General features: G+C 69.5%; 23 protein-coding genes. 8 read left to right on the forward strand and 15 right to left on the reverse strand.

From position 1 onward, the window contains the following. Positions 1–71 precede the first annotated feature (71 nt). On the reverse strand, positions 72–674 hold the full coding sequence (locus ACMGFI_RS12495; RefSeq protein ID WP_436910013.1) for a chemotaxis protein CheC: 603 nt from the start codon (positions 672–674) through the stop codon (positions 72–74). Positions 675–798: 124 nt separating this feature from the next. Further along, a complete protein-coding gene (locus tag ACMGFI_RS12500) occupies positions 799–1,488 on the reverse strand; it encodes an O-methyltransferase (protein WP_436910015.1) in 690 nt (229 codons plus the stop codon). Between the two features lie 143 nt (positions 1,489–1,631). Here ACMGFI_RS12500 and ACMGFI_RS12505 point away from each other — a divergent pair, with 143 nt between their 5' ends. Genes ACMGFI_RS12505 through ACMGFI_RS12515 form a run of 3 tightly spaced genes read left to right on the forward strand, consistent with a single transcriptional unit; the run spans position 1,632 to position 3,707 of the window. Next, a complete protein-coding gene (locus ACMGFI_RS12505; RefSeq protein ID WP_436910016.1) occupies positions 1,632–3,002 on the forward strand; it encodes a cytochrome P450 in 1,371 nt (456 codons plus the stop codon). A 55-nt stretch (positions 3,003–3,057) separates the two neighbouring features. Beyond that, positions 3,058–3,303: a DUF7557 family protein gene (locus tag ACMGFI_RS12510; RefSeq protein ID WP_436910018.1), complete on the forward strand. Its 246-nt coding sequence runs from the start codon at positions 3,058–3,060 to the stop codon at positions 3,301–3,303. Further along, a complete protein-coding gene (locus ACMGFI_RS12515) occupies positions 3,300–3,707 on the forward strand; it encodes a type II toxin-antitoxin system VapC family toxin (RefSeq protein ID WP_436910020.1) in 408 nt (135 codons plus the stop codon). The genes ACMGFI_RS12510 and ACMGFI_RS12515 overlap by 4 nt, the downstream gene beginning before the upstream one ends. Positions 3,708–3,709: 2 nt before the next feature. On the opposite strand, the gene ACMGFI_RS12520 is transcribed toward ACMGFI_RS12515, so the two are convergent. Beyond that, a complete protein-coding gene (locus ACMGFI_RS12520) occupies positions 3,710–4,252 on the reverse strand; it encodes an NUDIX domain-containing protein (protein ID WP_436910021.1) in 543 nt (180 codons plus the stop codon). Between the two features lie 133 nt (positions 4,253–4,385). On the opposite strand from ACMGFI_RS12520, the gene surE reads away from it, so the two are divergent. Next, positions 4,386–5,249, forward strand: coding sequence for a 5'/3'-nucleotidase SurE (gene surE / locus ACMGFI_RS12525; RefSeq protein WP_436910023.1), 864 nt, complete (start codon positions 4,386–4,388; stop codon positions 5,247–5,249). 81 nt (positions 5,250–5,330) lie between these two features. On the opposite strand, the gene ACMGFI_RS12530 is transcribed toward surE, so the two are convergent. Then, the gene (locus ACMGFI_RS12530) at positions 5,331–6,278 is read right to left on the reverse strand and encodes a mechanosensitive ion channel family protein (RefSeq protein ID WP_436910024.1); all 948 of its coding nucleotides are present in this window, start codon (positions 6,276–6,278) and stop codon (positions 5,331–5,333) included. 168 nt (positions 6,279–6,446) lie between these two features. On the opposite strand from ACMGFI_RS12530, the gene ACMGFI_RS12535 reads away from it, so the two are divergent. Continuing rightward, positions 6,447–6,920, forward strand: a complete 474-nt coding sequence (locus ACMGFI_RS12535; RefSeq protein ID WP_436910025.1) for a redoxin domain-containing protein — start codon at positions 6,447–6,449, stop codon at positions 6,918–6,920. 142 nt (positions 6,921–7,062) lie between these two features. Here ACMGFI_RS12535 and ACMGFI_RS12540 read toward each other — a convergent pair whose 3' ends face one another. The 10 genes from ACMGFI_RS12540 to ACMGFI_RS12585 all read right to left on the reverse strand — a co-directional run bounded on the left by ACMGFI_RS12540 (position 7,063) and on the right by ACMGFI_RS12585 (position 17,023). Beyond that, the gene (locus tag ACMGFI_RS12540) at positions 7,063–8,598 is read right to left on the reverse strand and encodes an NADH-quinone oxidoreductase subunit N (RefSeq protein WP_436910026.1); all 1,536 of its coding nucleotides are present in this window, start codon (positions 8,596–8,598) and stop codon (positions 7,063–7,065) included. Beyond that, complete coding sequence (locus ACMGFI_RS12545) at positions 8,592–10,202, reverse strand: complex I subunit 4 family protein (RefSeq protein WP_436910028.1); 1,611 nt, start codon at positions 10,200–10,202, stop codon at positions 8,592–8,594. The genes ACMGFI_RS12540 and ACMGFI_RS12545 overlap by 7 nt, the downstream gene beginning before the upstream one ends. Beyond that, on the reverse strand, positions 10,202–12,307 hold the full coding sequence (gene nuoL, locus ACMGFI_RS12550) for an NADH-quinone oxidoreductase subunit L (protein WP_436910029.1): 2,106 nt from the start codon (positions 12,305–12,307) through the stop codon (positions 10,202–10,204). The genes ACMGFI_RS12545 and nuoL overlap by 1 nt, the downstream gene beginning before the upstream one ends. Position 12,308: 1 nt before the next feature. Further along, entirely contained in the window at positions 12,309–12,614 is a 306-nt protein-coding gene (nuoK, locus tag ACMGFI_RS12555) for an NADH-quinone oxidoreductase subunit NuoK (protein WP_436910030.1), read from the reverse strand. Beyond that, positions 12,614–13,006 carry a hypothetical protein gene (locus ACMGFI_RS12560; protein ID WP_436910032.1) on the reverse strand — a complete coding sequence of 131 codons (393 nt, stop codon included), beginning with the start codon at positions 13,004–13,006 and terminating at the stop codon, positions 12,614–12,616. The genes nuoK and ACMGFI_RS12560 overlap by 1 nt, the downstream gene beginning before the upstream one ends. Continuing rightward, positions 13,003–13,272: an NADH-quinone oxidoreductase subunit J gene (locus tag ACMGFI_RS12565; RefSeq protein ID WP_436910034.1), complete on the reverse strand. Its 270-nt coding sequence runs from the start codon at positions 13,270–13,272 to the stop codon at positions 13,003–13,005. The genes ACMGFI_RS12560 and ACMGFI_RS12565 overlap by 4 nt, the downstream gene beginning before the upstream one ends. A 229-nt stretch (positions 13,273–13,501) precedes the next feature. Further along, positions 13,502–13,786, reverse strand: coding sequence for a DUF7520 family protein (locus ACMGFI_RS12570; RefSeq protein ID WP_436910036.1), 285 nt, complete (start codon positions 13,784–13,786; stop codon positions 13,502–13,504). 356 nt (positions 13,787–14,142) lie between these two features. Continuing rightward, entirely contained in the window at positions 14,143–15,948 is a 1,806-nt protein-coding gene (ctaD, locus tag ACMGFI_RS12575) for a cytochrome c oxidase subunit I (RefSeq protein ID WP_436910038.1), read from the reverse strand. A 267-nt stretch (positions 15,949–16,215) separates the two neighbouring features. Then, positions 16,216–16,461 (reverse strand): DUF6684 family protein, encoded by a 246-nt coding sequence (locus tag ACMGFI_RS12580; RefSeq protein WP_436910040.1) that lies wholly within the window; start codon positions 16,459–16,461, stop codon positions 16,216–16,218. Between the two features lie 154 nt (positions 16,462–16,615). Continuing rightward, on the reverse strand, positions 16,616–17,023 hold the full coding sequence (locus tag ACMGFI_RS12585) for a DUF7541 family protein (protein WP_436910042.1): 408 nt from the start codon (positions 17,021–17,023) through the stop codon (positions 16,616–16,618). 240 nt (positions 17,024–17,263) lie between these two features. Between ACMGFI_RS12585 and ACMGFI_RS12590 the strand changes: the two genes are divergently transcribed. Then, positions 17,264–20,092, forward strand: coding sequence for a DUF7527 domain-containing protein (locus ACMGFI_RS12590; RefSeq protein WP_436910044.1), 2,829 nt, complete (start codon positions 17,264–17,266; stop codon positions 20,090–20,092). Between the two features lie 18 nt (positions 20,093–20,110). On the opposite strand, the gene ACMGFI_RS12595 is transcribed toward ACMGFI_RS12590, so the two are convergent. Next, positions 20,111–20,416 (reverse strand): hypothetical protein, encoded by a 306-nt coding sequence (locus tag ACMGFI_RS12595; protein ID WP_135364319.1) that lies wholly within the window; start codon positions 20,414–20,416, stop codon positions 20,111–20,113. 304 nt (positions 20,417–20,720) lie between these two features. Here ACMGFI_RS12595 and ACMGFI_RS12600 point away from each other — a divergent pair, with 304 nt between their 5' ends. Both ACMGFI_RS12600 and ACMGFI_RS12605 read left to right on the forward strand, forming a co-directional pair. Next, positions 20,721–22,106: an adenylosuccinate synthase gene (locus ACMGFI_RS12600; RefSeq protein WP_436910045.1), complete on the forward strand. Its 1,386-nt coding sequence runs from the start codon at positions 20,721–20,723 to the stop codon at positions 22,104–22,106. A gap of 250 nt (positions 22,107–22,356) precedes the next feature. Then, positions 22,357–23,466, forward strand: coding sequence for a glutamate-cysteine ligase family protein (locus tag ACMGFI_RS12605; protein ID WP_436910046.1), 1,110 nt, complete (start codon positions 22,357–22,359; stop codon positions 23,464–23,466). Positions 23,467–23,529 lie beyond the last annotated feature (63 nt).

The following is a 23,529-nucleotide window of genomic DNA, read 5'->3' on the forward strand; positions in this document are numbered from 1 at the left end:
GCACCGGGATAACGGCGGTGATCGGAGGGTGGCCGAAGAGTCCGGGGCGTCGGGCTCGCCCGGACGTGTCGCTAAACCTCGATCTGTTGCATGAGTTCGACAAGCTCCTCGAGTTCGGGGAAGGTGTAGACTTTCACGTCGACGTTGGAGTCGGGCGCCTGGACGTGCGAGTCGAACATCAGCGCCATGTCGGAGTCGCGGTCGCCGACGAGGTCGTCGACCATCCCCGACCCGGGGCCGAAGATAAAGGAGGGCGGGCCGATGTCGATGGTCGTGTCGAGGACGTTCGCCCAGCCGTCGATGAACCCGGAGGTCATGATGTTTCCGATCTCCTGGATGGCCGACCGCTCCATGTCGGTGAATCCCCGGGCGTTCGGGTCGGTCTCGCCCATGTCGCCGATCATCCCGCGGGCGAGCTCCTTCGCGCTCCCGGCTTCGAGGAGAAAGAGGATGTGTCCGTGGGGCGGCTCGACCATCTCGATGCTGATGCCGATCTGCTCGGCGTGGCCGACGTGGGTCTTGATGTCCGGGATGTCGATGAAGTTGATCTTGGTGATCTCCATCTCCGTCTCCATCCCCGTCATCTGACTGAGGTGGTCCGCGACCGTGTTCCCGCCCTCCTTGGCCATCCTGTTGAACAACCCGAGCTTCCGGATATCTATCTTCAGACTCATCGGTGACCCTGCGAGGTGCCGAGGCGTTTCGACCCGACCCACATAAGCGGTCCCCCCCGATTTTCGTCAGCGAGACTCGGCGGCCGTCGGACAGCGGCGGTCGGTCCGGCGAACGGGACGGGCGCTACCGCTCCCGGTGGCTGACTGACACGCCCTCGCCGAGCGGCAACAGCGCCGTCTCGAAGGCGTCGTCCGCCGCGACGGCGTCGAGGTAGTCGGCGATCCCCTCGGTCATGCCGTCCATCCCGGACCGATCCGCGCCGCCCGCGGCGCCGCCGTCCTCGAAGTAGGCCCGCAGGTCGCCGGCGTCGATGGAGCCGCCGGCGACGACGTTGTCCGCCACCACGACCCCGCCCGGTGCGACCTTGTCGCGGACCGCCTCGAACGCCTCGGCGTACCGCTCCTTCTGACAGTCGACCAGCACCACGTCGAACGGCCCCTCGTAGTCGTCGATCGTCTCGATGGCGTCGCCGAGTTCGAACGCCGCCCGGTCCGCGAGGCCGCCCCGACTCATGTACTCCCGGGCCTGGTCGAGTTCGTCCTCGTCGATCTCCGTGAGGACCACCTCGCCGTCGGCGGGGAGTTCGCGGGCGAACCAGTACGCCGAGTAGCCGAAGCCCGACCCGAACTCGAAGACCCGCTCGGCGTCGGTCAGGCGGGCGAGCATCGCCAGCCACCCGCCCACGGCCGGTCCGACGTAGGGAAAGCCCTCCTCGCGGGCCTGCGCGCCCATCTCCGCGATAATCTCGTCGGGTTCGGGACCCAGCGCGGTCGCGTACGATTCGAGGAACTCGGATATCTCGTAGTCGGCCATGGTCGGGGTTCGACGGCCGCCCGGATAAACGGCCCCGCTTCGGCGGGGTGTTCCGGGATCGATCGCTCGCCCCGGAAGGCACGCCGTCGGTATCCGACCCCGACCGTCGAGAGTTTCATGCCCGTCCGACCGTAACCTCGGATATGTCAGGGACCCCGCCTGGGCCCAAGGGCGAGCCGCTGTTCGGGAGCAGCCGGCGCTACGCCCGGGACCCCTTCTCGTTCATCTCGGCGCTCGAAGCGACCTACGACGACGTGGTCAGCTTCGACATGGGACCGATGGAGACGTACATGGTCACCGACCCGACCGACGTCGAGCGGGTCCTCGTCTCCGAGGCCGGCGCCTACCGCAAGCCGGACTTCCAGAACGACGCGCTGGGCGACCTGCTCGGCGACGGCCTGCTCCTGAGCGAGGGCGACACCTGGGAGCGCCAGCGCGACCTCGCGAATCCCGCCTTCCGGATGTCGCGGCTGATGGGGATGGCCGACCGGGTGGCCGGCCACGCCGAGTCGATGGTCGACTCGTGGGAACCGGGGCAGACCATCGACGCCGAGTCGGAGATGGCCCGCGTGACGCTGCACGTCATCCTCGATCTCATGATGGGCGTCGAGCTCTCCGAGGACCGGGTCGACACCGTCCAGGCGCAACTCGACCCGCTCGGGCGGCGCTTCGAACCCGACCCGCTCAGGTTCGCGATGCCCGACTGGGTGCCGATGCCCGGCGACGAGGAGTTCGAGTCCGCGGTCGCCCAGCTCGACGCGGTGCTCGACGACATCGTCGCGGCGCGCCGGGGTCGGTCGGTCCGCGGCGTCTCGACGGTCGTCGACGCGCCCGCCGAGGGGACGGACCCGCCGATGGACTTCCTGTCGATACTGTTGCGCGCCCGCGACCGCGGCGAGCAGTCCGCGGCGCAACTGCGCGACGAGATGATGACGATGCTACTGGCCGGCCACGACACCACCGCGCTGACGCTGACCTACACGTGGTTCCTGCTCTCGGAACACCCCGAGGCCGAGCGCCGGGTCCAGCGGGAGGTCGACGAGGTGGTCGGGGCGGACCGTCCCACGATGGACCACGTCCGGGAGTTCGAGTACCTCGAGTGGGTGATCAACGAAGCGATGCGGCTGTACCCGCCCGTCTTCACGATCTTCCGGGAGCCCACCGAGCCCGTGGAAATCGGCGGGTATCGCGTGCCCGCGGAGTCGACGCTGATGCTCCCCCAGTGGGGCGTCCACCGCTCGGCCCGCTACTGGGACGACCCCGAGCAGTTCGACCCCGAGCGGTTCAGCCCCGAGCGCCGCGCCGACCGCCCGCGCTTCGCCTTCTTCCCGTTCGGCGGCGGCCCGCGCCACTGCATCGGCAAGCACCTCTCCCTGCTGGAGGCGAAGCTCATCGTCGCCACCGTCGTCTCCGGGTACGAACTCGACTTCCGGGGGGACACGCCGCTGGAACTGATGCCCTCGCTGACGATGCACCCCCGACAGACCATGGAGATGGAACTCGTCGAGCGGTGACCCGTTCCCTCCGCTCGCCGAAACTTTACAGTTCGACGAATACGTTGTATTCGGTATGAGTACCTCCATCCGTATCTCCGACGAGACGAAACAGAAGCTCGAAGCGATCAAACGCGAGGGGGAGTCGTTCGACGACCTGCTCGACCGCCTGGCGCGGTCGGACCGCGACGTACGGGAGATGGCCGGCTTCGGGCCCGAGGGCATCGACGAGCACATGGAGTCGAAGCGGACCGAACTGAACGACGCCTTCGAGAACCGGGAGAGCCCCGGGGAGCCCCGCGACCGGACCGACGACCGATGATCTGCTTCGACAACAGCGTCCTCCGAAAGTTCGCGGACCCGGATCCTCACCCGCGGGTGGTCGAATACCTGGAAGGCCATTCTTCGGACGTGTGGATCGTTCCGGCCATCATCGCCTACGAGTTCTACAGTGTCGAAAACAGTCGCCCCGGAGTCCAGCGTCTCCGGTCGGTGCTTCGCGAAACCGTCGACGAGATTCGACCGTTCACGGACGACGTAGCGGCCGAAGCCGCCGTGCTGGAGGGGCGCCTCCGGGAGCAAAACCGGTCGCTCGCGACGGCGGACCTGCTCAGTGCGGCGACGGCCCGCGAGGCAGGGGCGACGTTCACGACGGCCGACAGCGGTGATTTCGACACTCCACCGCTTCACGACCTCCTCGAACTCGATATCATCGACGTGTCCTGATCTCAATCCCTGTCGACCGCTGCCCGCCCCTCCTCGACCCACCACTCCGGGTCCGTGTACGCGTCGGGCCAGCTCGTCAACAGCCGGTCGTCCGCCGCCGCGAGTTCCTCGGGCGTCCAGAACCGGGCGTCGGCCACCTCGTCGTCGGCCGCCGGCGTTCCGGACACGTCGGCGTAGTCGACCGCGTAGCAGAGACACGTCTTCTGCACCTCGCCGAACTTCGCGAACGTCCGCGCGTCGAACAGCGCCAGGTCGTCGGGGTCGACGGTCAGCGTCGTCTCCTCTTCGAGTTCCCGCGCGCCCGCCACGTCGGGGTCCTCGCCGGCCTCGACCATCCCCCCGGGCGTGCCCCACAGGTCCCGGTCCGGCGCGTCGACCTTCACGAGGAGCACGGAGTCAGCGTCCAGCACCGCCAGTCGCGCCGTCGGGATGGGGTTGAAGAACTCGAGGTTGCCGCACTCGCCGCAGCGCTGGACGCTCGGCGGGTCGACAGGTTCCAGCCGTCCGCCGCAGCGCGGACAGTAGTCGGGCGGCCTGTTCGGCATACGGACGCGGTCGTACCGGACCGAAATAACAGTATCCGACGGGATCGAAGACGGCGGTGTCCGGAACGGTCGTTCGCTCGCGGGAGAAATTATTTCACGGACCCGTCCATTGCCGCCGTCGGTAGCTGTCGGCATGACCGAAGCGCGGGACCGGAACGGACGACTCGACGACATCGACCGCGTCCTCGTGACCAACGACGACGGCATCGGTAGCGCGGGCCTCGAAGCCCTGGTCGAGCGACTGGCGGAGAGCGCGGACGTGACGGTCGTCGCGCCCGACGAGAACGTGAGCGGCATCGGTCGGACCCGGTCGCGGGAGGTGACCTACGAGCGGACCGACCGGGGGTACGCCCTCGACGGAACGCCGGCCGACTGCGTCGCGTTCGGCGCGCGGGCGCTCGACGAACCGTTCGACGCCGTCGTCTCGGGGTGCAACCACGGCCCGAACGCGGGGGCGTACGTCCTCGGGCGGTCCGGGACCGTCGGCGCGGCCGTCGAGGCCGCGTGGCTCGGTCTCCCGGCGGTCGCCGTCTCGGCGTATCACCCGGAGACGGTGTTCGCCCGCCCGGCCGACGAGTTCTCGTACTCCACCGCCGCGGCGGCCGCCGAACACGTCCTCCCCGCGCTCGTCGAGTCGCGGGGCGACCCCGACGGCGCGGACCTGGTGACCGTGAACGCGCCGGTCGACCGGAACCCGCCGATGCGGGTAACCGAACCGGGCGGGACCTACGACACCTCGGCCACGCACGACGGGGACGCGGTCCGCTTCGAACCCGAATTCCGGCCGCGGGGCATCGTCCCGGAGTCGGCGGACGGCCGCCCGGACGACCCCGCGTCGATCCCCGATGCGACCGAGCAGGCCGCGTTGCGCGACACCGTCATCGGCGTGTCGCCGCTTACCGTTCCCGTTGCGCCGGTGGACTGTCCAGTGATCGCCGGCGCCGTCGAAGCGTACAACCAGCGGCGGTCGGGGTCGCCCGCCGAACCGGGCACCTGACGGCCACCTAGACCGGCTGTTGGAGGTCGTTCCGGGTTCAGGTGGACGATAGTCGCTACGGGCCCGGGTGGACGGCGGCCGTCACCGGTTGCGACTCACCGGGAACTTCACGCGGTCGGGGTGTTCGTTGAACTCGGCGAGGATCCGCTCGTAGAGTTCGTTCTTCGTCCGCTGGCCCCGCCGCGGGTGGACGATGTACCGCAGGCGCAGTTTCACCCAGGACGCTTCCTGGCTGACGTTGACGGTCGGCTCCGCCTGGACCTCCATCTCCACCGGCGTCTCGGCCAGCCGCTCGCGGTAGCGCTCGATGTCGCGTTCCATCTCCTCGCCGACGACCTCCTCGGCGACCGCGACCATCCGCTCGCGGGCGAAGGCCAGGTCCGTCTCGTAGGCTACCTCGACTGCCACCTCGTTCCAGACGAACGGGAACGACTCCCCCGTGAAGTTCGTGACGTGCGAGGAGAGCACCACGGAGTTGGGCACGGTGATCGTCCGCCCCGACGGCTGGTTGGAGGCGACCAGTTCCCCGTCGACCTCCCACAGCGTCGTCACGAGGAAGTCCACCGCCACCACGTCGCCCTTCGACCCCTCGATGGCGACCCGGTCGCCGACCTGGTACGGGCGGTTGACCATGATGTACACCCAGCCGATGAGCGAGAACAGCGGCTGTTGCAGCGCGAAGGTGACGGCGAAGCCGACGACGCCCAGCGAGAACAGGACGCCGACCCACTGCTCGGTGACGACGCCGGCGAGCCCGACGGTCCCGACGAGCCCGAACGCGAGCCGGAGGACGTTCCGCAGGTCGTGACGGCGCCGCTTGCTGGGCGCCCGGTCGGCGAGCCAGCCGCCGACCAGCCGGTAGGCGCCGTAGGTCGCGAGGACGACCGCGACGGCCAGCAGTCCGGTGACCGCCAGCCGCTCCGCGATGGCGCCCCGCGGGCCGTCGAATTCGACCGTCGCGGCCACGACCCGGCTCGCGACCGTTGCGACCGCCGCGGCGACCACCGAGAGGTACCCGACCCGTCGCATCTGCCAGTCCGCTCGCGGCCGCGCCACAAAGTTCCCGGGGGTGACCCTCCCGGCCGGCACCCACCGGGCCACAGCAGTTCGAAGCCGCCCGGGTATCGCCCCGCTGGGTCGGCCGTCGGAACCTGTTCGGTGGGTGTTTTATTCCGCCGGCGTTCGTACGACGGGACGATGGTCTCGGAAGGCGATTCCGCACCCACGTTCACGGCGACGCTCGGCACCAGCGACCACGAGGACTTCGACCTGGCCGACCACCTCGGCGACGGCCCGGTCGTCCTCGCCTTCTTCCCCGGCGCGTTCACACCGCCCTGCACGAACGAGATGGTCGCCTTCCAGGAGCGACTCGACGAGTTCGAGTCGGCGGGCGCGACGCTGCTCGGGATCAGCGCCGACTCGCCGTTCTCCCAGGGCGCGTTCCGCGACGAGCACGGCATCGAGTTCGACCTCGTCAGCGACATGGACGGCGACACCATCCGCGAGTACGGCCTGGAGATGGACATCCCCGACCTGGGCCTGCACGGCAACGCCAACCGGGCCGTCTTCGTCCTCGACGACGAGGGCACCGTCGTCTACGACTGGGTCGCCGACGACCCCACCAACGAGCCCGACTACGACGCCGTCCTCGACGCCGTCGAATCGGCGTAGAACTGCCGTCTTCCTTTCCCGCCTCCGTTTTCGCTCCCGTCGTGACCGTCGTTCGCAGCCGCAGGTGGGTCAGCGGCCGACGACGGACGCGCTCTCGGGTCGGAGCGGCGAAAAAGTCGAAACGCGGAGAATCAGCGCCCGGTCAGCCGAAGAGGACGCTGGCGGCGTCGAAGGCGCTCGGCGAGAGGAGTCCGAACGCGGGCAGCAGGGCGAAGGTGACGACGGCGGCGATGACGACGGCGGCGTACAGCGAACTCGGGTAGCCGCCCAGGTCGAACTCGCCGTCGGGCTCCTCGATCCACATCGCCTTGACGACCCGGCTGTAGTAGTACAGCGACAGGGCGCTGTTGACGATGAGCGAGGCGGCCAGCAGCCAGGCGCCGCCGTTGACCGTCCCCAGCAGGAGGTAGAGCTTCGAGATGAAGCCGCCGCCGACCGGCAGGCCGGCGAGGCTGAACAGGAAGACGGTCATCGCGGCGCAGGCCAGCGGCGCCTGCTTCGAGAGGCCGTTGAAGTCCTGGAAGGTGCGGCCGATCCCCCAGTACTCGGTCAGCGCGAGGAACAGGAACGCGCCGGTGTTCATGAACCCGTAGACGAGCAGGTGCATCATGCTCGCGCCGAGGACCAGCCCGTTGTCGACGCCCGGCGCCAGCGCGGCCAGTCCGATGAGGACGTAGCCGGCGTGGCCGACCGACGAGTAGGCGAGCATCCGCTTGACCTTCTCCTGGGTGGCGGCCGCGAAGTTCCCGACGGTCATCGTGACGACCGCGAGGACGGCGACGGCGGTGACCCAGTCGACCATCGGGTCGCCGCCCGCCAGCCCGCCGACCTCGGGGAACGCGGTGAGGAACACGCGGAAGGCGACGACGAACCCGGCGGCCTTCGAGGCCGACGAGAGGAACGCCGAGACGGGCGCGGGCGCGCCCTCGTAGGCCTCGGGCGCCCAGAAGTGGAACGGGACGCTCGCGGTCTTGTAGGCGAACCCGAGCAGCATCATGATGACGCCGACGCCGAGGATCCCGGCGGGGATCTCCGAGCCGGCGGCCAGCGCCTCCGCGACGGCCTCCAGCTGGAGGCTGCCGGTCGCGGCGTAGACGAGGCTGATCCCGTAGGCGAGCACCGACGACGACAGCGCGCCGACGAGGAAGTACTTCAGGCCGCCCTCGACGGAGCCGCGGTTGGTCTTCAGGAACGCGACCAGGGCGAACGACGGCAGGCTGGCGAGTTCGAGGCTGACGAACACCGTCGCGAGGCTGTTGGCCGAGGCCATCAGCGCCATCCCCGTCGCGGCCATGATGACCAGCCCGTAGTACTCGGCCTGGTACTCCTCGCCTTCGAGGTAGTCGTAGCTTGCCAGCGTCACCAGCGCGGTCACGCTCGCGACGATGACCACGAAGAACAGGCTCATCCCGTCGACGACCAGCGCGCCGCCGTACAGGTCGATCGCACCCGTTCCGCGGGGTTGGCCGACGCCGAGCACGAGGAAGTAGCCGGCGACGAGGAACGCCGCCAGCGAACCGACCGTCGAGACCGCCGCGAGGACGGCGTTGGAACTCGTCCCCGGCTGGGGCTCGATGCTGTCGACGATGAACAGCAGCATGGCGGTCACGCCGAAGAGGATGGCCGGCGTCAGGGCGACCCAGTCGGCCACCCGGAAGCCCGCGATGTCGACTACCACGGCGCGACACCTCCGTTGGCCAGCGCGGCGGCAGCGTCACCGACCGCCCCGTACGGGACGACCGCCGCTCCCGGCGGGAGCAGCGGGGTGACGGCGTTCTGGATGTCCTGGTACACCAGGCCCGGGTCCACGCCGAGCGCGATGACCAGCGCCAGCAGCACGACCAGCGGCGCCACGTCGTGGACGGGCGCACGCGACACGTCGTAGTCGGTCGCCAGCGAGTACTCCCCGAACAGCGTCCGCTGCATCGCCCACAGCAGGTAGCCGGCGACGATGACGATGCCGAACATCCCGGCGGCGGTCACCAGCGGCGCCGCGGGGATGTACGGCGAGGCGAACGCGCCCTGGAAGATGAGGTACTCGGCGGCGAAGCCGGCCATCAGCGGCAGGCCCATGTAGCCGAAGGCGGCGGCGACGAAGATCCCGACGGTCCAGGGCATCCGGTCGGCGATGCCGGAGATGTCGCCCACCATCCGCGTGTGGGTCTCGTTGTAGATGACGCCGACCGTCATGAACATCAGCCCCGAGATGAGGCCGTGGGCGACCATCTGGAAGGTCGCGCCGCCGAAGCCGTGCGGCGTGAACGCGACCAGCCCGAGGATGACGTAGCCCATCGAGGAGATAGAGGAGTAGGCGACGATGCGTTTGAGGTCCTGCTGTGCCAGCGCGAGCATCGCGCCGTAGATGATGCTGAGGACGCCGAACGCGACGATGACGCCGGCGTTGGCCTGCGCCACGTCCTGGAGCATCGTGAAGTTGAACCGCAGCAGCGCGTAGGTCCCCATCTTCAGGAGGACGCCCGCCAGCATGACGGAGACGGGCGTCGGCGCCTCGACGTGGGCGTCGGGCAGCCACGTGTGGACGGGGAAGACGGGCACCTTCACCGCGAAGCCGGCGAACATCAGCGCGAAGGCGATCACCCGGAGGGTGTCGGGCGCGATGCCCGCGACGCTCCCGAGGGCGCCCTCCTGGCCGAGCGCCTGCGCGATGGCGGGCAGATCGAACGTCGAGATGGAGTCGCCCAGGCCGAACACGAGCGCCATGAACCCGACGAACATGACCAGCGTCGCCACGTTCGTGTAGACGAAGAACTTGATGGCGGCGTACTTCCGGCGCGGGCCGCCCCAGACGCCGATGAGGAAGTACATCGGGACGAGCACGGCCTCCCAGAAGACCAGCCACAGCAGGAAGTCCAGCGCGGTGAACACGCCGATGAGACTGGCCTCCATCAGCAGCATGAGGCCGTAGAACTGCGACTGCCGTTCGTCGATTGGCGTCCACGAGCTGACCAGCGCCAGCGTCGTCAGCACGGTCGCCAGCACGAGCAGCGGTAGGCTGATGCCGTCGAGGCCGACGTGCCAGGCGAGGTCGTAGCGGCCGAGGCTGACCCAGCCCAGCGTCGACTCGAAGGCGATGTCGCCGTCGCTCATCAGGGCGTTGCCGACGCCGTCGAACGCCGCGTACATCCACAGCGAGATGCCGACGGGCACGAGGCTCACCGCGGCGGCGAGCTTGCCCGCCCACTCGTCGGGCGCGAGGAAGACCAGCAGTGCGCCCAGCAGCGTGACGCCCAGCAGGGCCTCGACGGGTCCGGCGATGGGCATCAGGCACCACCTCCCAGCACGACGAAGATGACCAGCAGCAGCGCCAGCGACAGCGTCATCAGCGCCGCGTAGTTCGAGACGACGCCCGACTGGATGCGGCGGAACCGCGAGCCGGTGAACAGGCTCACGCTACTGACGCCGTTGACGACGCCGTCGACGACGCCCTGGTCGAACTTGTCCGCGGCCCGCGCGATCGGGACCGTCACGCCCTGTGCCAGCCACACCTGGTACTCGTCCTGGTAGTAGTTGTGCATGAGCAGCGTCTTCGCACCTCCCAGCTTGTCCGTGTGCTCCGTGGGTTCGTCGACACCGTAGAGGCTGCGCGCGACGAGCACGCCCGCGACCGCCAGCCCCAGCGAGAGCGCCGCGGAGACGAGCAGCGTCCCCTGCTCGCCGCCGACCGGGTAGCTCGAGCTGATGCCCGCCACGCCTTCCATCAGTTCCTCGTAGGTGACCAGATCGGTCGAGAGCGCTGCCGGCCAGCCGCCCTCGTCCGGCCCGTGGACCCACTTGTGGAGGAAGTCGATCTCCGCCCCGGTCAGCACGGCGACCGGCTTCATGTTGATGAGGCCGACCGTCGCGGCGCCGATGCCGAGCACGGCCAGCGGCGCCTTGACGTTCCAGCGCACCGGCTCGGGGTCGCGAGCCGTGTCGGTGCGGGCCTCGCCGTGGAAGGTCAGGTAGACCATCCGGAACGTGTAGAAGCCCGTGAAGAACACGGCGAGCAACCCCATCGCGTACGCGAGGAGATACATCGGTCCGAGCATCCCCTCGCTCCCGAACCCGTGGATGAGCGCCTCGTATAGCACCTCGTCTTTCGACCAGAAGCCCGCGAAGGGCACGATGCCCGCGAGCGCCAGCGAACCCGAGAGGAACGTCCAGTAGGTGACGGGCATCTTGTCCTTCAGCCCGCCCATGTCCCACATGTTCTCGTTGTGGTGCATGGCGATGATGACCGACCCGGCGCCGAGGAACAGCAGGGCCTTGAACACGGCGTGGGTGGTCAGGTGGAAGACGGCGGCGACGTAGCCGCCCGAGCCCAGCGCGAGCATCATGTAGCCGTACTGGCTGATGGTCGAGTACGCGAGCACCTGCTTGAGCTCCTGCTTGACGACGCCCATCGTCGCCGCGAACAGGGCCGTGAACCCGCCGACCAGCGCGATGATCGCGAGCGCCGTCGGCGAGAGCAGGTAGAAGCCGTACATCCGGGCGACGAGGTAGACGCCGGCCGCGACCATCGTCGCCGCGTGGATGAGCGCCGAGACCGGCGTCGGACCCTCCATCGCGTCGGGCAGCCAGGTGTGCAGCGGGAACTGCGCGGACTTGCCGATGACGCCGCCGAGCACGAGCAGCCCGAGGACGGTGAACCACGTCTGGGCGCCGTAGCCGGCGGTGTAGATCCCCTCGGCGCCGTCGGTCAGCGCCTGCTCGGCGAGGCGGGGGAAGCTCTCGGCGGCCACCGAGCCGCCTTCGGTGATCGGCGCGAACAGGCCGGTGCCGAACGTGGCGAAGACGCCGACCACGCCGATGAGGAAGAAGTAGTCACCGAAGCGGGTGACCAGGAACGCCTTCTTCGCGGCCGACGGTGGGCCGTCCTCGCGGAACCAGAAGCCGATCAGGAGATACGAACAGAGCCCGACCAGCTCGAAGAACATGAACGCCATCAGGATGTTGTTCGAGAAGACGAAGGCGAGCATGCTCGCCGTGAACAGGCCGAGTCCGGCGTAGTACCGCGGGAGGCCGGTCTCGCCCTCGTCGTTCATGTATCCCAGCGAGAAGACGTGGACGAGCAGGGCGATCAGCGAGACGATGACGAGCATCAGCGCCGCCAGCGGGTCGACCAGGATACCGAACCGCAGCGTGAGCGCGCCGTCACCGAGGCCCGCCACCCACGTGTAGAGGTTCTCGTTGTAGTAGGTCGCCGTGCCGGTGACCCCGGCGACGGTCAGCGCGGTCCAGACCGAGAGGACCAGCGAGCCGGCGGTCGCGATGATGCCGGCCTCGGCGCCGCGCTTCGGCATGTACTGCCCGGCGAACAGGGAGACGACGAACGCCAGGAACGGGAGCGCTGCGATCGCGGGAACGAAGTCGAATGCACCTGCCATCTTACCACCTCATCGTAGCCGCTTTCGTCACGTCCACGTCGTCGAAGTTGCGATACAGCACGAGGATGATGCCGATGCCGACCGCCACCTCGGCGGCCGCCAGCGCCATCACGAACAGCGAGAACACCTGCCCCGTGAGGTTCCCGTGGTGAAACGAGAACGCGACGAGGTTGATGTTCGCCGCGTTGAGCATCAGCTCGACGGACATCAGGAATATCAGGGCGTTTCGCCGCGTGAGGATGCCGTAGACCCCGATGCAGAACACCGCCGCCGACAGCAGGAGGTAGTACTGGGTCGCGATCGCCATCAGTCCTCACCTCCCTCGGGGTCGCTCGCGTCGTCGGGCTGCTCGTCGCCGCCCGCGCGGCCGGCGAGCCGCCGCCCGCCGTCGGTCAGTGCGGTGACGACGCTCTCGTCGTCCTCGCGGCGCGCGAGCGTGACCGCGCCGTCCAGCGCCGCGTCGAGCACCAGCGCGATGATGATGAACGCGACCAGGAAGCTCTCGGCCGGAATGGCGGCCTGGTCGACCATGTTGAACATCGCGTAGCCGATGCTCGCGACGATGCTACCGTCGGGGAAGCCCGCTGGGTCGCCGAGTTCGCTCGTCAGGAACACGTAGGCCATGACGGCGAACAGCGCCACGGCGGCGAGGCCGTTGACGTAGTTGACGTCGGTCGCCAGCCGCGGACGGGAGGTCATGTTGCCACCTCGTCGGGCTGGGAGTCTCTCTCGGTGAGCATGATGGCGAACGTGATGAGGATGAGCACCCCACCGACGTACACCAGTATCTGCATCGCGGCGATGAACTCGGCGCGGAGCATGACGTAGTACACTGCCACCGACAGCAGCGAGACGCCGAGCATCAGCGCCGAGTGCCAGACGTCGCGCACCAGCACGACGCCCAGGCTGCTCCCCAGTGTGACTATGGCGAACAGCGCAAACGCGATTGACTCGAGCAATGCCATCGTTGTCCCGAATCTCCTACCGCACGCCCTTTGAAGATTTCTGTATCGTCCCGCGCGTGGCCGCTCACGCGCCCGAAACCGTTACGGATTCGACGCGAACCCCCAGTCGACCCCCCGGTCGACGCCTGACGTGTTCGGCTCGCGGCGCTCTCGGCCTCCTGGGCCGGCCAGTCCGGGCGCCGCGGCGCTCGCGCGCGCCAGGCGGGAAGTCCGACGCTACTCGGTCCCGCTATTCGATCCGGCTCTCGTCGTACCGCGAGACGTACCGGACCGCCAGCAGGAGCACGCCCAGGCCGGTACCGACGGTCACGACGCCGAACGTCGCCATCCCGAGCGGCGTCGCCGGCAGGTCGACGAGGAAGAACAGGGTCGGGTCCAGCCCCTCGGGGTTGACGTAGCCCAGCAGCGCGCCCATCGTGCCCGCGACGCCCAGCACGGCCAGGTACACCGCGAGGACGACGCGCGAGCCCGCGACCCGCCCGCCGAGCGCCAGTCGGTCGGTGTTGGCTGTCACGACCGGCCGTTGGGACCGCGGGTGGTTAGCCTTTTCACATCGCGGCCGCTAGCTCGGGTATGAGCGACTTCGACGACGACTCCCGGTTCTCGGAGAAGGAACTCCTCCTGTTCGTCCTCACCGCCATCGCGCTGCTGATGGGCGTCTCCACGTTCGTCCTCGTCCTGGGCGGGTGAGCCGGCTCGTCGACCGCCGCGTGAACCGCTGATCGTGTCGAACGCCGACGATCAGCGACAGCTTCGGCGTCCGTCGGCGCGGCTGCTCGCGAATCGAACGTGTAGCGAAGCGCGGAACGCGCTCGAAGCGGACGGCAAATCGAGCGTCCGCCCGGGGAAAACGAGTCGAAGTCGCGGGCGTCAGTCGTCAGTTTCGCTCGCGTCGGCGTCGGCCTCTTCGACGGGTTCGCCGCCGTCGGTGACGGCCTCCTCCTCCTCGCCGCCGTCGGCCAGCGCGGTCGTGACGCGGCGCTCGTGCCACTGGAACTCGCGGCCGTGCTGGTCGGTCTCCTTGAGGTCCCACGGGTCGGGGTCCTCGAGCTTCGGGCCCTCGAGCCAGGACTGGACGAGGTTCCAGACGAAGATGATCTGACCGAGCAGCAGGATGATGGCGCCGACGGAGGCCGCCTGGTGCATCAGGGTCACCATGTCCAGCGGCGCGATGGCGCTGTTGAAGTCGTAGGTGGCGTACCGGCGGGGCATCCCCAGGTAGCCGAGGAACAGCATCGCGAAAAAGGTGATGTTGGTCCCGATCATCGACAACCAGAAGTGGGCCTTGCCGAGGGTGCGCTGGTACATCCGCCCGGTGAAGATGGGGAACCAGTAGTAGATGCCGGCGAAGCCGGCGAAGGCGATGGCGCCCATCACGATGTAGTGGAAGTGCCCGACGACGTAGTAGGTGTCGTGGAGGATCTGGTCGACGGGGACGGAGGCGAGGAACACGCCCGTCACGCCGCCGATGATGAAGTTCGAGACGAAGCCGATGCAGAACAGCATCGGCGTCGTCAGCCGGATGCGACCGTTCCACATCGTCGTGATCCAGTTGAACGTCTTGACCGCCGAGGGTATCGCGATGGCCAGCGAGACGGCCATGAACGAGGCCCGCAGGCGCGGGTCGATACCCGTCGTGAACATGTGGTGGGCCCAGACGCCGAAGGAGAGGACGCCGATGGCCAGCGTGGAGTAGACGACGAACTTGAAGCCGAACAGCTTGCGGCCGGAGAACTTCGGCAGCACGTAGCTGACGATCCCCATCGGCGGGAGCACGAGGATGTACACCTCGGGGTGGCCGAAGAACCAGAACAGGTGCTGCCAGAGGATGGGGCCGCCGCCCTCGCCGACCGCGTAGAACGTCGTCGCGAGGTTGCGGTCGAGCAGGAGCATGACGATGGCCGACCCCAGCAGCGGGAACGCGAAGAGGATGAGCGCCGACTGGGTGAGGATGGTCCACGAGAAGATGTCGAGGTTCGCCCAGTTGACGTCGTCGTCGCGCTCGGTGAAGATGGTCGCGATGAAGTTGATCGCGCCCATCGTCGCCGAGACACCCGTCAGGTGCAGCCCGAGCAGCATGAGGTCGACACCGGGGTTGGCCTGCTCGACCGACAGCGGCGTATACATCGTCCAGGCCGTCTGAGCGCCGGTCATCCCGGGCAGGAAGAAGCCGCCCCAGACCAGCAGGGCGCCGGGCGGGAGCAACCAGAAGGCGATGGCGTTGATGCGGGGGAACGCCATGTCGTCGGCGCCGATGAGCAGGGGCACGAAGTAGTTCGCGAACGCCGCGATGATGGGCGTCCCGAACAGGAACAGCATCGTGATCCCGTGGCTCGTCAGGATGGCGTTGTAGAAGCCGTTCTCGAAGACGGCGCCGGTCGGCGCGATGAGCTGCATCCGGATGCCGAACGCCATCAGGCCGCCGACGGCGAACGCGATGACGGCGTATGTCCCGTAGAGGATGCCGATGTCCTTGTGGTCGACGGTGGTCAGCCAGCGGGTGATACCGGCCGGCTTCTCGCGGTGGACAGCGGCTCCGGCGTCGCCGTAGCCGCCGCCACCACCGCCTACTAGCGGCGTGTACGACCGCCAGTCCTCGACTCGTGAGAGAAACGCCGCGACGCCGACGAGGAAGACCCCCATCAGCACCGTCAGCGTGAGCTGCGCTGAAACCATGTCCGAACCTCGGGACTGGTGCCATATGAATGGTTAGGAAACCCTTCCGCCGAATCCGTTCGCGTGCGTCGGTTTGGCATGGAAAACCGTGACGTTCAGCTGGCCGGGGGACGCGGCGTTCACGGCGTGAGTGCGCCGTTCGGGACCGAGCCCCGCCGAGGAGCCAGCGACGGAAGCTGAGTGAGTAGCGGCGGGTGAGAACTGGAACGAAGAGTGGCGGCGAGAATGCGGATCCCGCGTCCGCGACGCGGGACCGGAGGGGAGTCGCTACTCGTGGTCGGCTTCCATCTCGTTTTCGGCCTTGGAGACGGCCTTGCCGGCGTAGTAGGTCAGGATCACGAGCAGCAGCGCCGTCACGCCGACGATGGCGAACTGCAGCCCGGAGACGAGCGGGTCGACGCCCCACGGCGGGAACAGCGCGAACGCACCGATGAAGAAGACCAGGATGCCGAGCGGGATGATGTTGACCGTCAGATCCAGGAGCGTTTCGCGGTCGAAGACCTTCTCTGACATACCCCGGGCTTGGGTCAGCCGGGTAAATATAGTGTCGGTTCGCGCCGGCGAGCGACCGCGGCGACGGCGAATCCGTTCGGCCCGGCGGGCGGCGGGGGGTCGGATCCGTCAGGCGGCCGGTCGGGTCTTCGGCCGTGTCCGGCCGGTCGCCCGCTCAGATACCCTGCTGGGTACGCCCGACGGCCTGGCTGACGGCGCCCGCGGCGACGAGCATGACGCCGGCGACGGCGACGGCGAGCCCCCGGCCGACGACGCCGTTGGGGTCGGCGACCGTCTCGAGGAGGCTCACCGACGAGCCGGGGACCTGCGTCGCGACGAGGGCGCCGCCCAGGACGGCGAACCCGGCGCCCAGCAGTGCGAGCGTCCGCCAGGGACGGCGGGCGTAGCCCGACTCGCCGAGGATGCCCGCGACGCTCCCCCCGAGCAGGAGCACCCCGCCGACGGCGATCGGGAACAGGCCGAGGAAGACGCCGACCTCCGTCAGGGCGAAGCCGACCGCCACGAGGAGCGGCCACGGACTGGCCGTCCGATACTGGTCCGACAGTCCCGGTTGCTCTTCCATACCCCGCCGTTGGAACCGGTCCGTCATAGGTACACCGAACTCCCGCGCGCGACGACCCGAATATGGTCGGCTCGGTCCCGGGGATAGTCGTGTCTCGAACGCGGCCGGGTCGACCTGGTCCGGCGGCGGCCGACCCATCCGGCGTCGTCGCTTCGCGCCCGCCACGGCGGGCCGTCGGCGGCGGTCGCGCGTCGGACGTGGGCGCAAAGTATTTGGTTCGCATGGGGCTTGTCCAACACAATGACCACGCGCGCTGTGGAGCAGTTCGACGAGTGGGAGTCGTCGCCGTTCCGCGACGGCCACCGCGGCCTGCACGACCTGGCCGACTCCGACTTCTCCGGGATCGTGGAGGCCGGCCGGGCCAGGCTCTGTATGCTCAACGGGACGGTCGTCGGTATCCTCGACGGTGACATCGACGACTTCGAGGGGGCGTCGGGGACCGCCTACGAGGCGCCCTCGCCCGCGCTCCCCCTGCTCGCGCTCATGCAGGAACGCAACGACGAGGTCCGCGCGAAGTACTACTCCGAGGACACGCCGCTCTCGGAGGTCGACGACACGCTCTCGGAGGGGGGATTCACCGGGTTCATCGAGCTGTCGGAGAACGTGCTCAGCGGGGACTACTACGTCGTCTACCACCGCGGCCGCTCGATGGCCGTCGCCTGGGTCGGCAACAGCGGCCAACTGCTCACCGACGACGAGGCCTTCGAGCGGGCCGACGACGAGGTCGGCATCTTCCAGGTCCGCCCCGCGGAGATCGAACCCGTCGAGATCCCCGAGGTCGACGACGCTCCCGACGCGGCGGGCGGGACCGACGACGCCGACGGGACGGCGGCCGCGGCGGGGGGGACCGCTGCGGGGAGCGCCGCTGCGGCCGACGACGCGGGCGCCGAACCCGAGCCGGCCGCCGGGACCGAGGACAGCGCGACCGACGATGCGACGGCGGAGAGCGAACCGGCCGACGGAGGGTCGACCGCGGACGCGACTACCGAGGCCGACCCGGTCGACGCGGACCCGGCCGCGGACACGGAACCCGCCGAGGGGACCTCCGTCTCGGACGAGGGGACAGCGGACGCCGCGGGGGCGGTCGGCGACGGCGACGCGGACACGCAGGCCGACGAGCCCGGCGGTGCTGCGACGGACTCCGGGGGGGCCGCCGGTGGGACGACCGCTGACACCCCGGCGCGCGATCCGTCGACCGAGTCCGCCGAGCGGTCGGCGACGGACCGCCGCGAGGCGACCGAAGGACGCGACCGGACGGGCGGGTCCGACGGGCGCGCGGCCGACCGCGGCGACGTCGGCGCCGCGTCCGACCGCGATGCCGACCGCCGGGACCGAGACGGTGGCGAGGGACGCGGCGAGCGCACCGACCGACCGCGGGATCGCACCGGCGACGGGGACGACCGGGTATCGGAGCGCGGCTCCCCGTCGCGGACTGCCGACGCGCGGACGGACCGCGAGTCCGGCGGGAGTTCCGGCCGCGCGGACTCGCCCGACCGTCGGCACGACGACGCCACGGAACCGCGGACGGGCGACGCGCGGTCGAGCGATCCGGGACGGGAGGGGGGGCGCGACCGGTCCGGCGGGACCGACCCGTCGAGGCGGGCCCCCGACTCGGGCGCCCGCGCGGACGAGTCCCAGGGGACCGGCGGCGGGATCGACTCGGGAGGGTCGGCCGAGGCCGCCACCAGCCCGGACCAGCTGGAGACCCACTCCATCCCGTCGCTCGACCCCTCGCGGACGACCAGCCGGGAGTCCGACGACGGGGGCGCCGCGGCGGCGCCGGCAGCCGACGACGCGGCGGTCGCCGGTTCGACGGAGCCCACTGCCGAGCCGTCGACGGAGGACCGCGCGGAGGAGCCCGCCTCGCCCCCCCGCCAGGCCGGCGACCGGAGCGGCGGTCGCCCCGAGCCGCGGAACCGGGGGACTGCGACGGGCACTTCGGAGTCGCGGTCGGAGTCCCGGCCGGGCGAGCCGCGAGTCGAGAACGGGTCGACGACGGACTCGCGGGCGAGCGAGCCCGACACGGGTCGGGCCGACGAGCGGGTGGCCGAGCTCGAAGACGAACTCGCCGACCGCGAACGGGAGATCGAGCAGCTGGAGGCGGATCTCGCGGCCGCCGAGGACGAACGCGAGGAACTGCGGTCGCAGCTAGAGGAGGTGCGCGCCGAACGGGACGACCTGCAGTCGCGCATCGACCGCGTCGAGTCGGAGCGCGAGGAGCTGGAGCGCGAACGGGACGAGCTGGAGTCGGAGGTCGGGGAGCTGGAGTCGGAGGTCGAGCGGCTGGAGGGTCAGATCGCCGAGATCGAGGAGGAGTTCGGCGCGGCGGTCGACGCCGAACAGCGGCTGAGCCCGGGGGAGGCGCTCGACGGGACGAACCTCTTCGTCCGCTACGGGTCGAAGGGGAAACCGACGCTGGAGACGGCCCACGCCGGCGAGGCGAGCCGCCAGGAGGTCGGCGAGAACCTCGGGCTGGAGTACCACACCCAGTTCGACAGCGAGGCGGCCTCGGTCGGCGGCCGCCCGTTCGACGAGTTCCTCCGGGACACCATGCAGTTCCGCTTCGTCACTTGGGTGATCGAGGACCTGCTCTACGAGATCCGCGACACCGGCAAGGTGTCGGCGCTGCAGGAGCTCTACGACGCGATCCCGAAGATCGACCGCGCCGAGCTCAACGGGTCGGTCAGCACCGAATACACCGAGGACGGCCAGGAGCGCCGGAGCCAGGAGTCGTTCGACGTGGTCATGCGCGACCGGATGGGCAACGCCCTCATGGTGGCGAACATGAACGACTCCCGCCAGGCCGCCTCCGAGAGCATGATGTCGGCGCTGGTGACCGCCTCCTCGCACGTCGGCGAGTCCACGGAGTCACTGGGTGCTTCGTTCCTCGTCACGTCGAGTTTCTTCGAGCCGGAGGCCCTGGAGACGGCGTCCGAGGCGACCAGCGGCGGGCTGCTCAGCCGCGACAAGCGCGAGAGCTTCGTGAAGCTGACCCGCAAACAGGGGTATCACCTCTGTCTCGTCGAGGCGCGAGAGGAGAAGTTCCACCTCGCCGTCCCAGAACTCTGAGACGCCGCACTCGCAGAATTAGTTCTCGACTTCGGCCGCTTCCTCGATCTTCATCCCTTCGAGCTTCTCGATGATGTGGTCGATCTTGTCGTCCAGGTCCTCGACGAACTCCCCTGTCTGTTCGGTCGTGATGGCCCCCTGGCTCGACGGCTCGATGAGGTTCTCCTCCTCGAGGACGCGCAGCGAGTAGCGCACCTTGTGGTGGGGGTAGCCCGTCTCGTTGGACATCTTCACGATCCCGATCGGCTCGTTCTGGATCACCATCCGCAGAACCTGCAGATGACGCTCCAGCATATCTACTTCCTTCTCAAGCCTGTCTATCATGGCAATTGTTAACTTGTGTTTGAGGGTTTTAAAGGTTGCTGTCGGACCGGGAATCGACGGAAGACAACGGGCCTCGGGTGTCGCGTTCTTGTCGAGGGCCGCGCGACTAGCTACCAGTCCGGAAGTTCACCGTGGTACCAGTTAACGATTCCGGTCGGACGGGCGGGCGGTTCGGCGACGGTCGGGCGCCGGACGGCGCGCGGATCGGCGGGAGCGACGCGCGGACGGTCCGGCGGCGGGGCGGCCGGCCGGCGCGCGCGTCGGACCGTAATCTGTTTACACCGGCCAGCGGAATCTCGGGTGTATGACCGTCACCATCGTCGGTTCGCAGCTCGGCGACGAGGGGAAGGGTGGCATCGTCGACGTGTACGGCGAGGCGGCCGACGTCGTCGTTCGCTACCAGGGCGGCGACAACGCCGGCCACACCGTCGTCCACGAGGGCGAGGAGTACAAGCTCTCGCTCGTGCCGAGCGGCGCGATCCGCGGCAAGGTCAACGTGCTCGGCAACGGCTGCGTCGTCAACCCCCGCACGCTGTTCGACGAACTCGACGCCCTCCGCGAGCGCGGCCTGGACCCCGACGTGCGCGTCGCCCGCCGCGCCCACGTCATCCTCCCGTACCACCGCCTCCTCGACGGTATCGAGGAAGAAGTCAAGAGCGAGGACGACGACGAGATCGGCACCACCGGCCGCGGCATCGGGCCCACCTACGAGGACAAGGCCGGCCGCCGCGGCGTCCGCGTCGGCGACCTGCTCGACCCCGAGGTCCTCCGGGACCGCCTGGAGTACGCCGTCCCGCAGAAGCGGGCCCTCGTCGAGGACGTGTTCGGCCTCGACATCGACGACCTGGACGACCCCGAGGCGCTGGATATCGAAGCCCTCTACGACGAGTTCGTCGGCCACGGCGAGCGCCTCGCCGAGGAGGACATGACCGTCAACGCCGGCGACTTCCTGGCCGACCGGCTGGCCGCCGGCGACAACGTCATGTTCGAGGGCGCGCAGGGGACCATCCTCGACATCGACCACGGCAACTACCCGTTCGTCACCTCCTCGACACCGACGGCGGGCGGCGCCGCCGTCGGTTCGGGCGTCGCCCCCGGCGTCGTCGGCGGCGGCGAAGTCGTCGGCATCGTCAAGGCCTACCTCTCGCGGGTCGGCAGCGGCCCGATGCCGACGGAACTCGGCGGCGTCCCCGGCGACACCCCTGGCTACGACGGCGACCCCGAGAACCCCGAGACCGACGAGGAGGAACTGGCGACCTACATCCGCGAGGAGGGCGGCGAGTACGGCACCGTCACCGGCCGCCCGCGGCGCGTCGGCTGGCTCGACGTGCCGATGCTGCGCCACGCCGCCCGCGTCAACGGCTTCACCGGCCTGGCCGTCAACCACGTCGACACCCTCGCCGGCCTCGACGAGGTGAAGGTCGGCCACGCCTACCGCCTCGACGGCGAGGAACTCGACACCATGCCCGCCACCACGGAGCGGTGGGCCGACTGCGAGGCCGAGTTCCGCACGTTCGACGGCTGGGAGGAGTGTGACTGGGCCGAGGTCGCCGAGGCTGGCTACGACGCGCTCCCGGAGAACGCGAAGACCTACCTGTCGTATCTGGAAGGCGAACTCGCCGCCGACGTGTACGCCGTCGGCGTCGGCCCCGGCCGCTCGGAGACCGTTATCCGCGAGTATCCCTTCTGACCCCGCCCGGTCGACCCCGTCGGTTCGCGCCCGCCGGCCCCGTCGGCCCGGGACACCGACCCCTCTCGGCCCGCGGACACCGGCTCGCCGTCCTCGTCACGACCGAGCCCTCCTGCAATATTTTCCGCTCCGCGAAAGGTACTTGCCCGCTGGCGATCCATGGGTATGTGTATCAGACACACGGCCGGGCTCGGCCGGGTCGGCGGGCCCGGAGAGTGGTGAACCGCGGTCGGAGTCGCACGAGGGAACAGTGTCAGCACACGACTCACCGATACGGCGGAGCGTCGAGGTCGAGTACTGGGTGATAGACGAACGGGGGCGGCTGACGGAGCCGGGGGCGCTGGTCGACGCGTCGCCCGGCGCCGAGCGGGAGTTCGTCGAGCCGCTGCTGGAGGTCAAGACGACACCTTGCGAGACGACGGCCGCGCTGCGCGACGAGCTCTACGAGCGCGTGGGGGCGGTCCTCGACCGAGCCGACGAACTCGGCAAGCGGCTGGTTCCGCTCGCGACGCCGGTCCACGCCGAGGAGATCGCGGAGATCCCGTCGGCCCGCACGCGCGTCCAGAACGAGGTCGTCGGGTCGGACTTCGAGTACGTCCGCCACTGCGCGGGCACGCACGTCCACGTCGAGCAGCAGCCGGGGGTCGCGGTCGACCAGCACAACGCCTTCGTCGCGCTCGACCCGGCGCTGGCGCTGGTCAACTCCTCGCCGTACTTCCGGGGCCAGCGCCTCGCCGCCGGTGCCCGCTCGAAGCTCTACCGCTGGATGGCCTACGACGACATCCCCCACCAGGGCCGGCTGTGGCCGTACGTCGCCGACCGGGAGGAGTACACCCGGCGGCTGGAGCGGCGCTACGAGGACTTCGAGGCGGCGGCCATGGACGCCGGGGTCGACCGCCGCGCGGTCGCGAAACACTTCGACCCCGAGAGCGCCGTCTGGACGCCCGTCCAGTTCCGCGAGGCGTTCTCGACCGTCGAGTGGCGCTCGCCCGACGCCGCCCTCCCGAGCGACGTGGTCCGTCTGGCCGACCGGCTCGCGGCGCTGGTCGCCCGGCTGGACGCGGTCGAGGTGCGGATCGAGGGCGACCGCGGCCGGGTCGGCTCCGACGAGGTCGTCCTCCCGGAGTTCGACGCCGTCATCGGCTACGTCAACGACGCGATCCGGGACGGGCTCGACTCGGCGTCGCTCCGGGCGTACCTCGACCGGATGGGGTTCGACCGCTCCGCCTACGACCCGGTGGCCCACGAGATCGACGGCCGGGCGACCGTCTCGCCCGAGGCGGCCCGAGACATCCGGCTGGAACACGCCGACCGGCTCGCGGCCGACGTTCGCCGGGTCGGACCGCTCGTCAGCGACTGACCGGCCCGGCGCTCGCCCGCCGTCGTCGCCCGGCCCTTCTCCCCGCTCCGGCGCCGGACCGTC

Source organism: Halosimplex marinum (genome assembly GCF_051414075.1).
Classification (GTDB): domain Archaea; phylum Halobacteriota; class Halobacteria; order Halobacteriales; family Haloarculaceae; genus Halosimplex; species Halosimplex marinum.

Coding starts and splice junctions, on each gene's coding strand:
- ACMGFI_RS12495 (WP_436910013.1), bottom strand. CDS start 674: ATGAGTCTGAAGATAGATATCCGGAAGCTCGGGTTGTTCAACAGGATG.
- ACMGFI_RS12500 (WP_436910015.1), bottom strand. CDS start 1,488: ATGGCCGACTACGAGATATCCGAGTTCCTCGAATCGTACGCGACCGCG.
- ACMGFI_RS12505 (WP_436910016.1), top strand. CDS start 1,632: ATGTCAGGGACCCCGCCTGGGCCCAAGGGCGAGCCGCTGTTCGGGAGC.
- ACMGFI_RS12510 (WP_436910018.1), top strand. CDS start 3,058: ATGAGTACCTCCATCCGTATCTCCGACGAGACGAAACAGAAGCTCGAA.
- ACMGFI_RS12515 (WP_436910020.1), top strand. CDS start 3,300: ATGATCTGCTTCGACAACAGCGTCCTCCGAAAGTTCGCGGACCCGGAT.
- ACMGFI_RS12520 (WP_436910021.1), bottom strand. CDS start 4,252: ATGCCGAACAGGCCGCCCGACTACTGTCCGCGCTGCGGCGGACGGCTG.
- surE (WP_436910023.1), top strand. CDS start 4,386: ATGACCGAAGCGCGGGACCGGAACGGACGACTCGACGACATCGACCGC.
- ACMGFI_RS12530 (WP_436910024.1), bottom strand. CDS start 6,278: ATGCGACGGGTCGGGTACCTCTCGGTGGTCGCCGCGGCGGTCGCAACG.
- ACMGFI_RS12535 (WP_436910025.1), top strand. CDS start 6,447: ATGGTCTCGGAAGGCGATTCCGCACCCACGTTCACGGCGACGCTCGGC.
- ACMGFI_RS12545 (WP_436910028.1), bottom strand. CDS start 10,202: ATGCCCATCGCCGGACCCGTCGAGGCCCTGCTGGGCGTCACGCTGCTG.
- nuoL (WP_436910029.1), bottom strand. CDS start 12,307: ATGGCAGGTGCATTCGACTTCGTTCCCGCGATCGCAGCGCTCCCGTTC.
- nuoK (WP_436910030.1), bottom strand. CDS start 12,614: ATGGCGATCGCGACCCAGTACTACCTCCTGCTGTCGGCGGCGGTGTTC.
- ACMGFI_RS12560 (WP_436910032.1), bottom strand. CDS start 13,006: ATGACCTCCCGTCCGCGGCTGGCGACCGACGTCAACTACGTCAACGGC.
- ACMGFI_RS12565 (WP_436910034.1), bottom strand. CDS start 13,272: ATGGCATTGCTCGAGTCAATCGCGTTTGCGCTGTTCGCCATAGTCACA.
- ctaD (WP_436910038.1), bottom strand. CDS start 15,948: ATGGTTTCAGCGCAGCTCACGCTGACGGTGCTGATGGGGGTCTTCCTC.
- ACMGFI_RS12580 (WP_436910040.1), bottom strand. CDS start 16,461: ATGTCAGAGAAGGTCTTCGACCGCGAAACGCTCCTGGATCTGACGGTC.
- ACMGFI_RS12585 (WP_436910042.1), bottom strand. CDS start 17,023: ATGGAAGAGCAACCGGGACTGTCGGACCAGTATCGGACGGCCAGTCCG.
- ACMGFI_RS12590 (WP_436910044.1), top strand. CDS start 17,264: ATGACCACGCGCGCTGTGGAGCAGTTCGACGAGTGGGAGTCGTCGCCG.
- ACMGFI_RS12595 (WP_135364319.1), bottom strand. CDS start 20,416: ATGATAGACAGGCTTGAGAAGGAAGTAGATATGCTGGAGCGTCATCTG.
- ACMGFI_RS12600 (WP_436910045.1), top strand. CDS start 20,721: ATGACCGTCACCATCGTCGGTTCGCAGCTCGGCGACGAGGGGAAGGGT.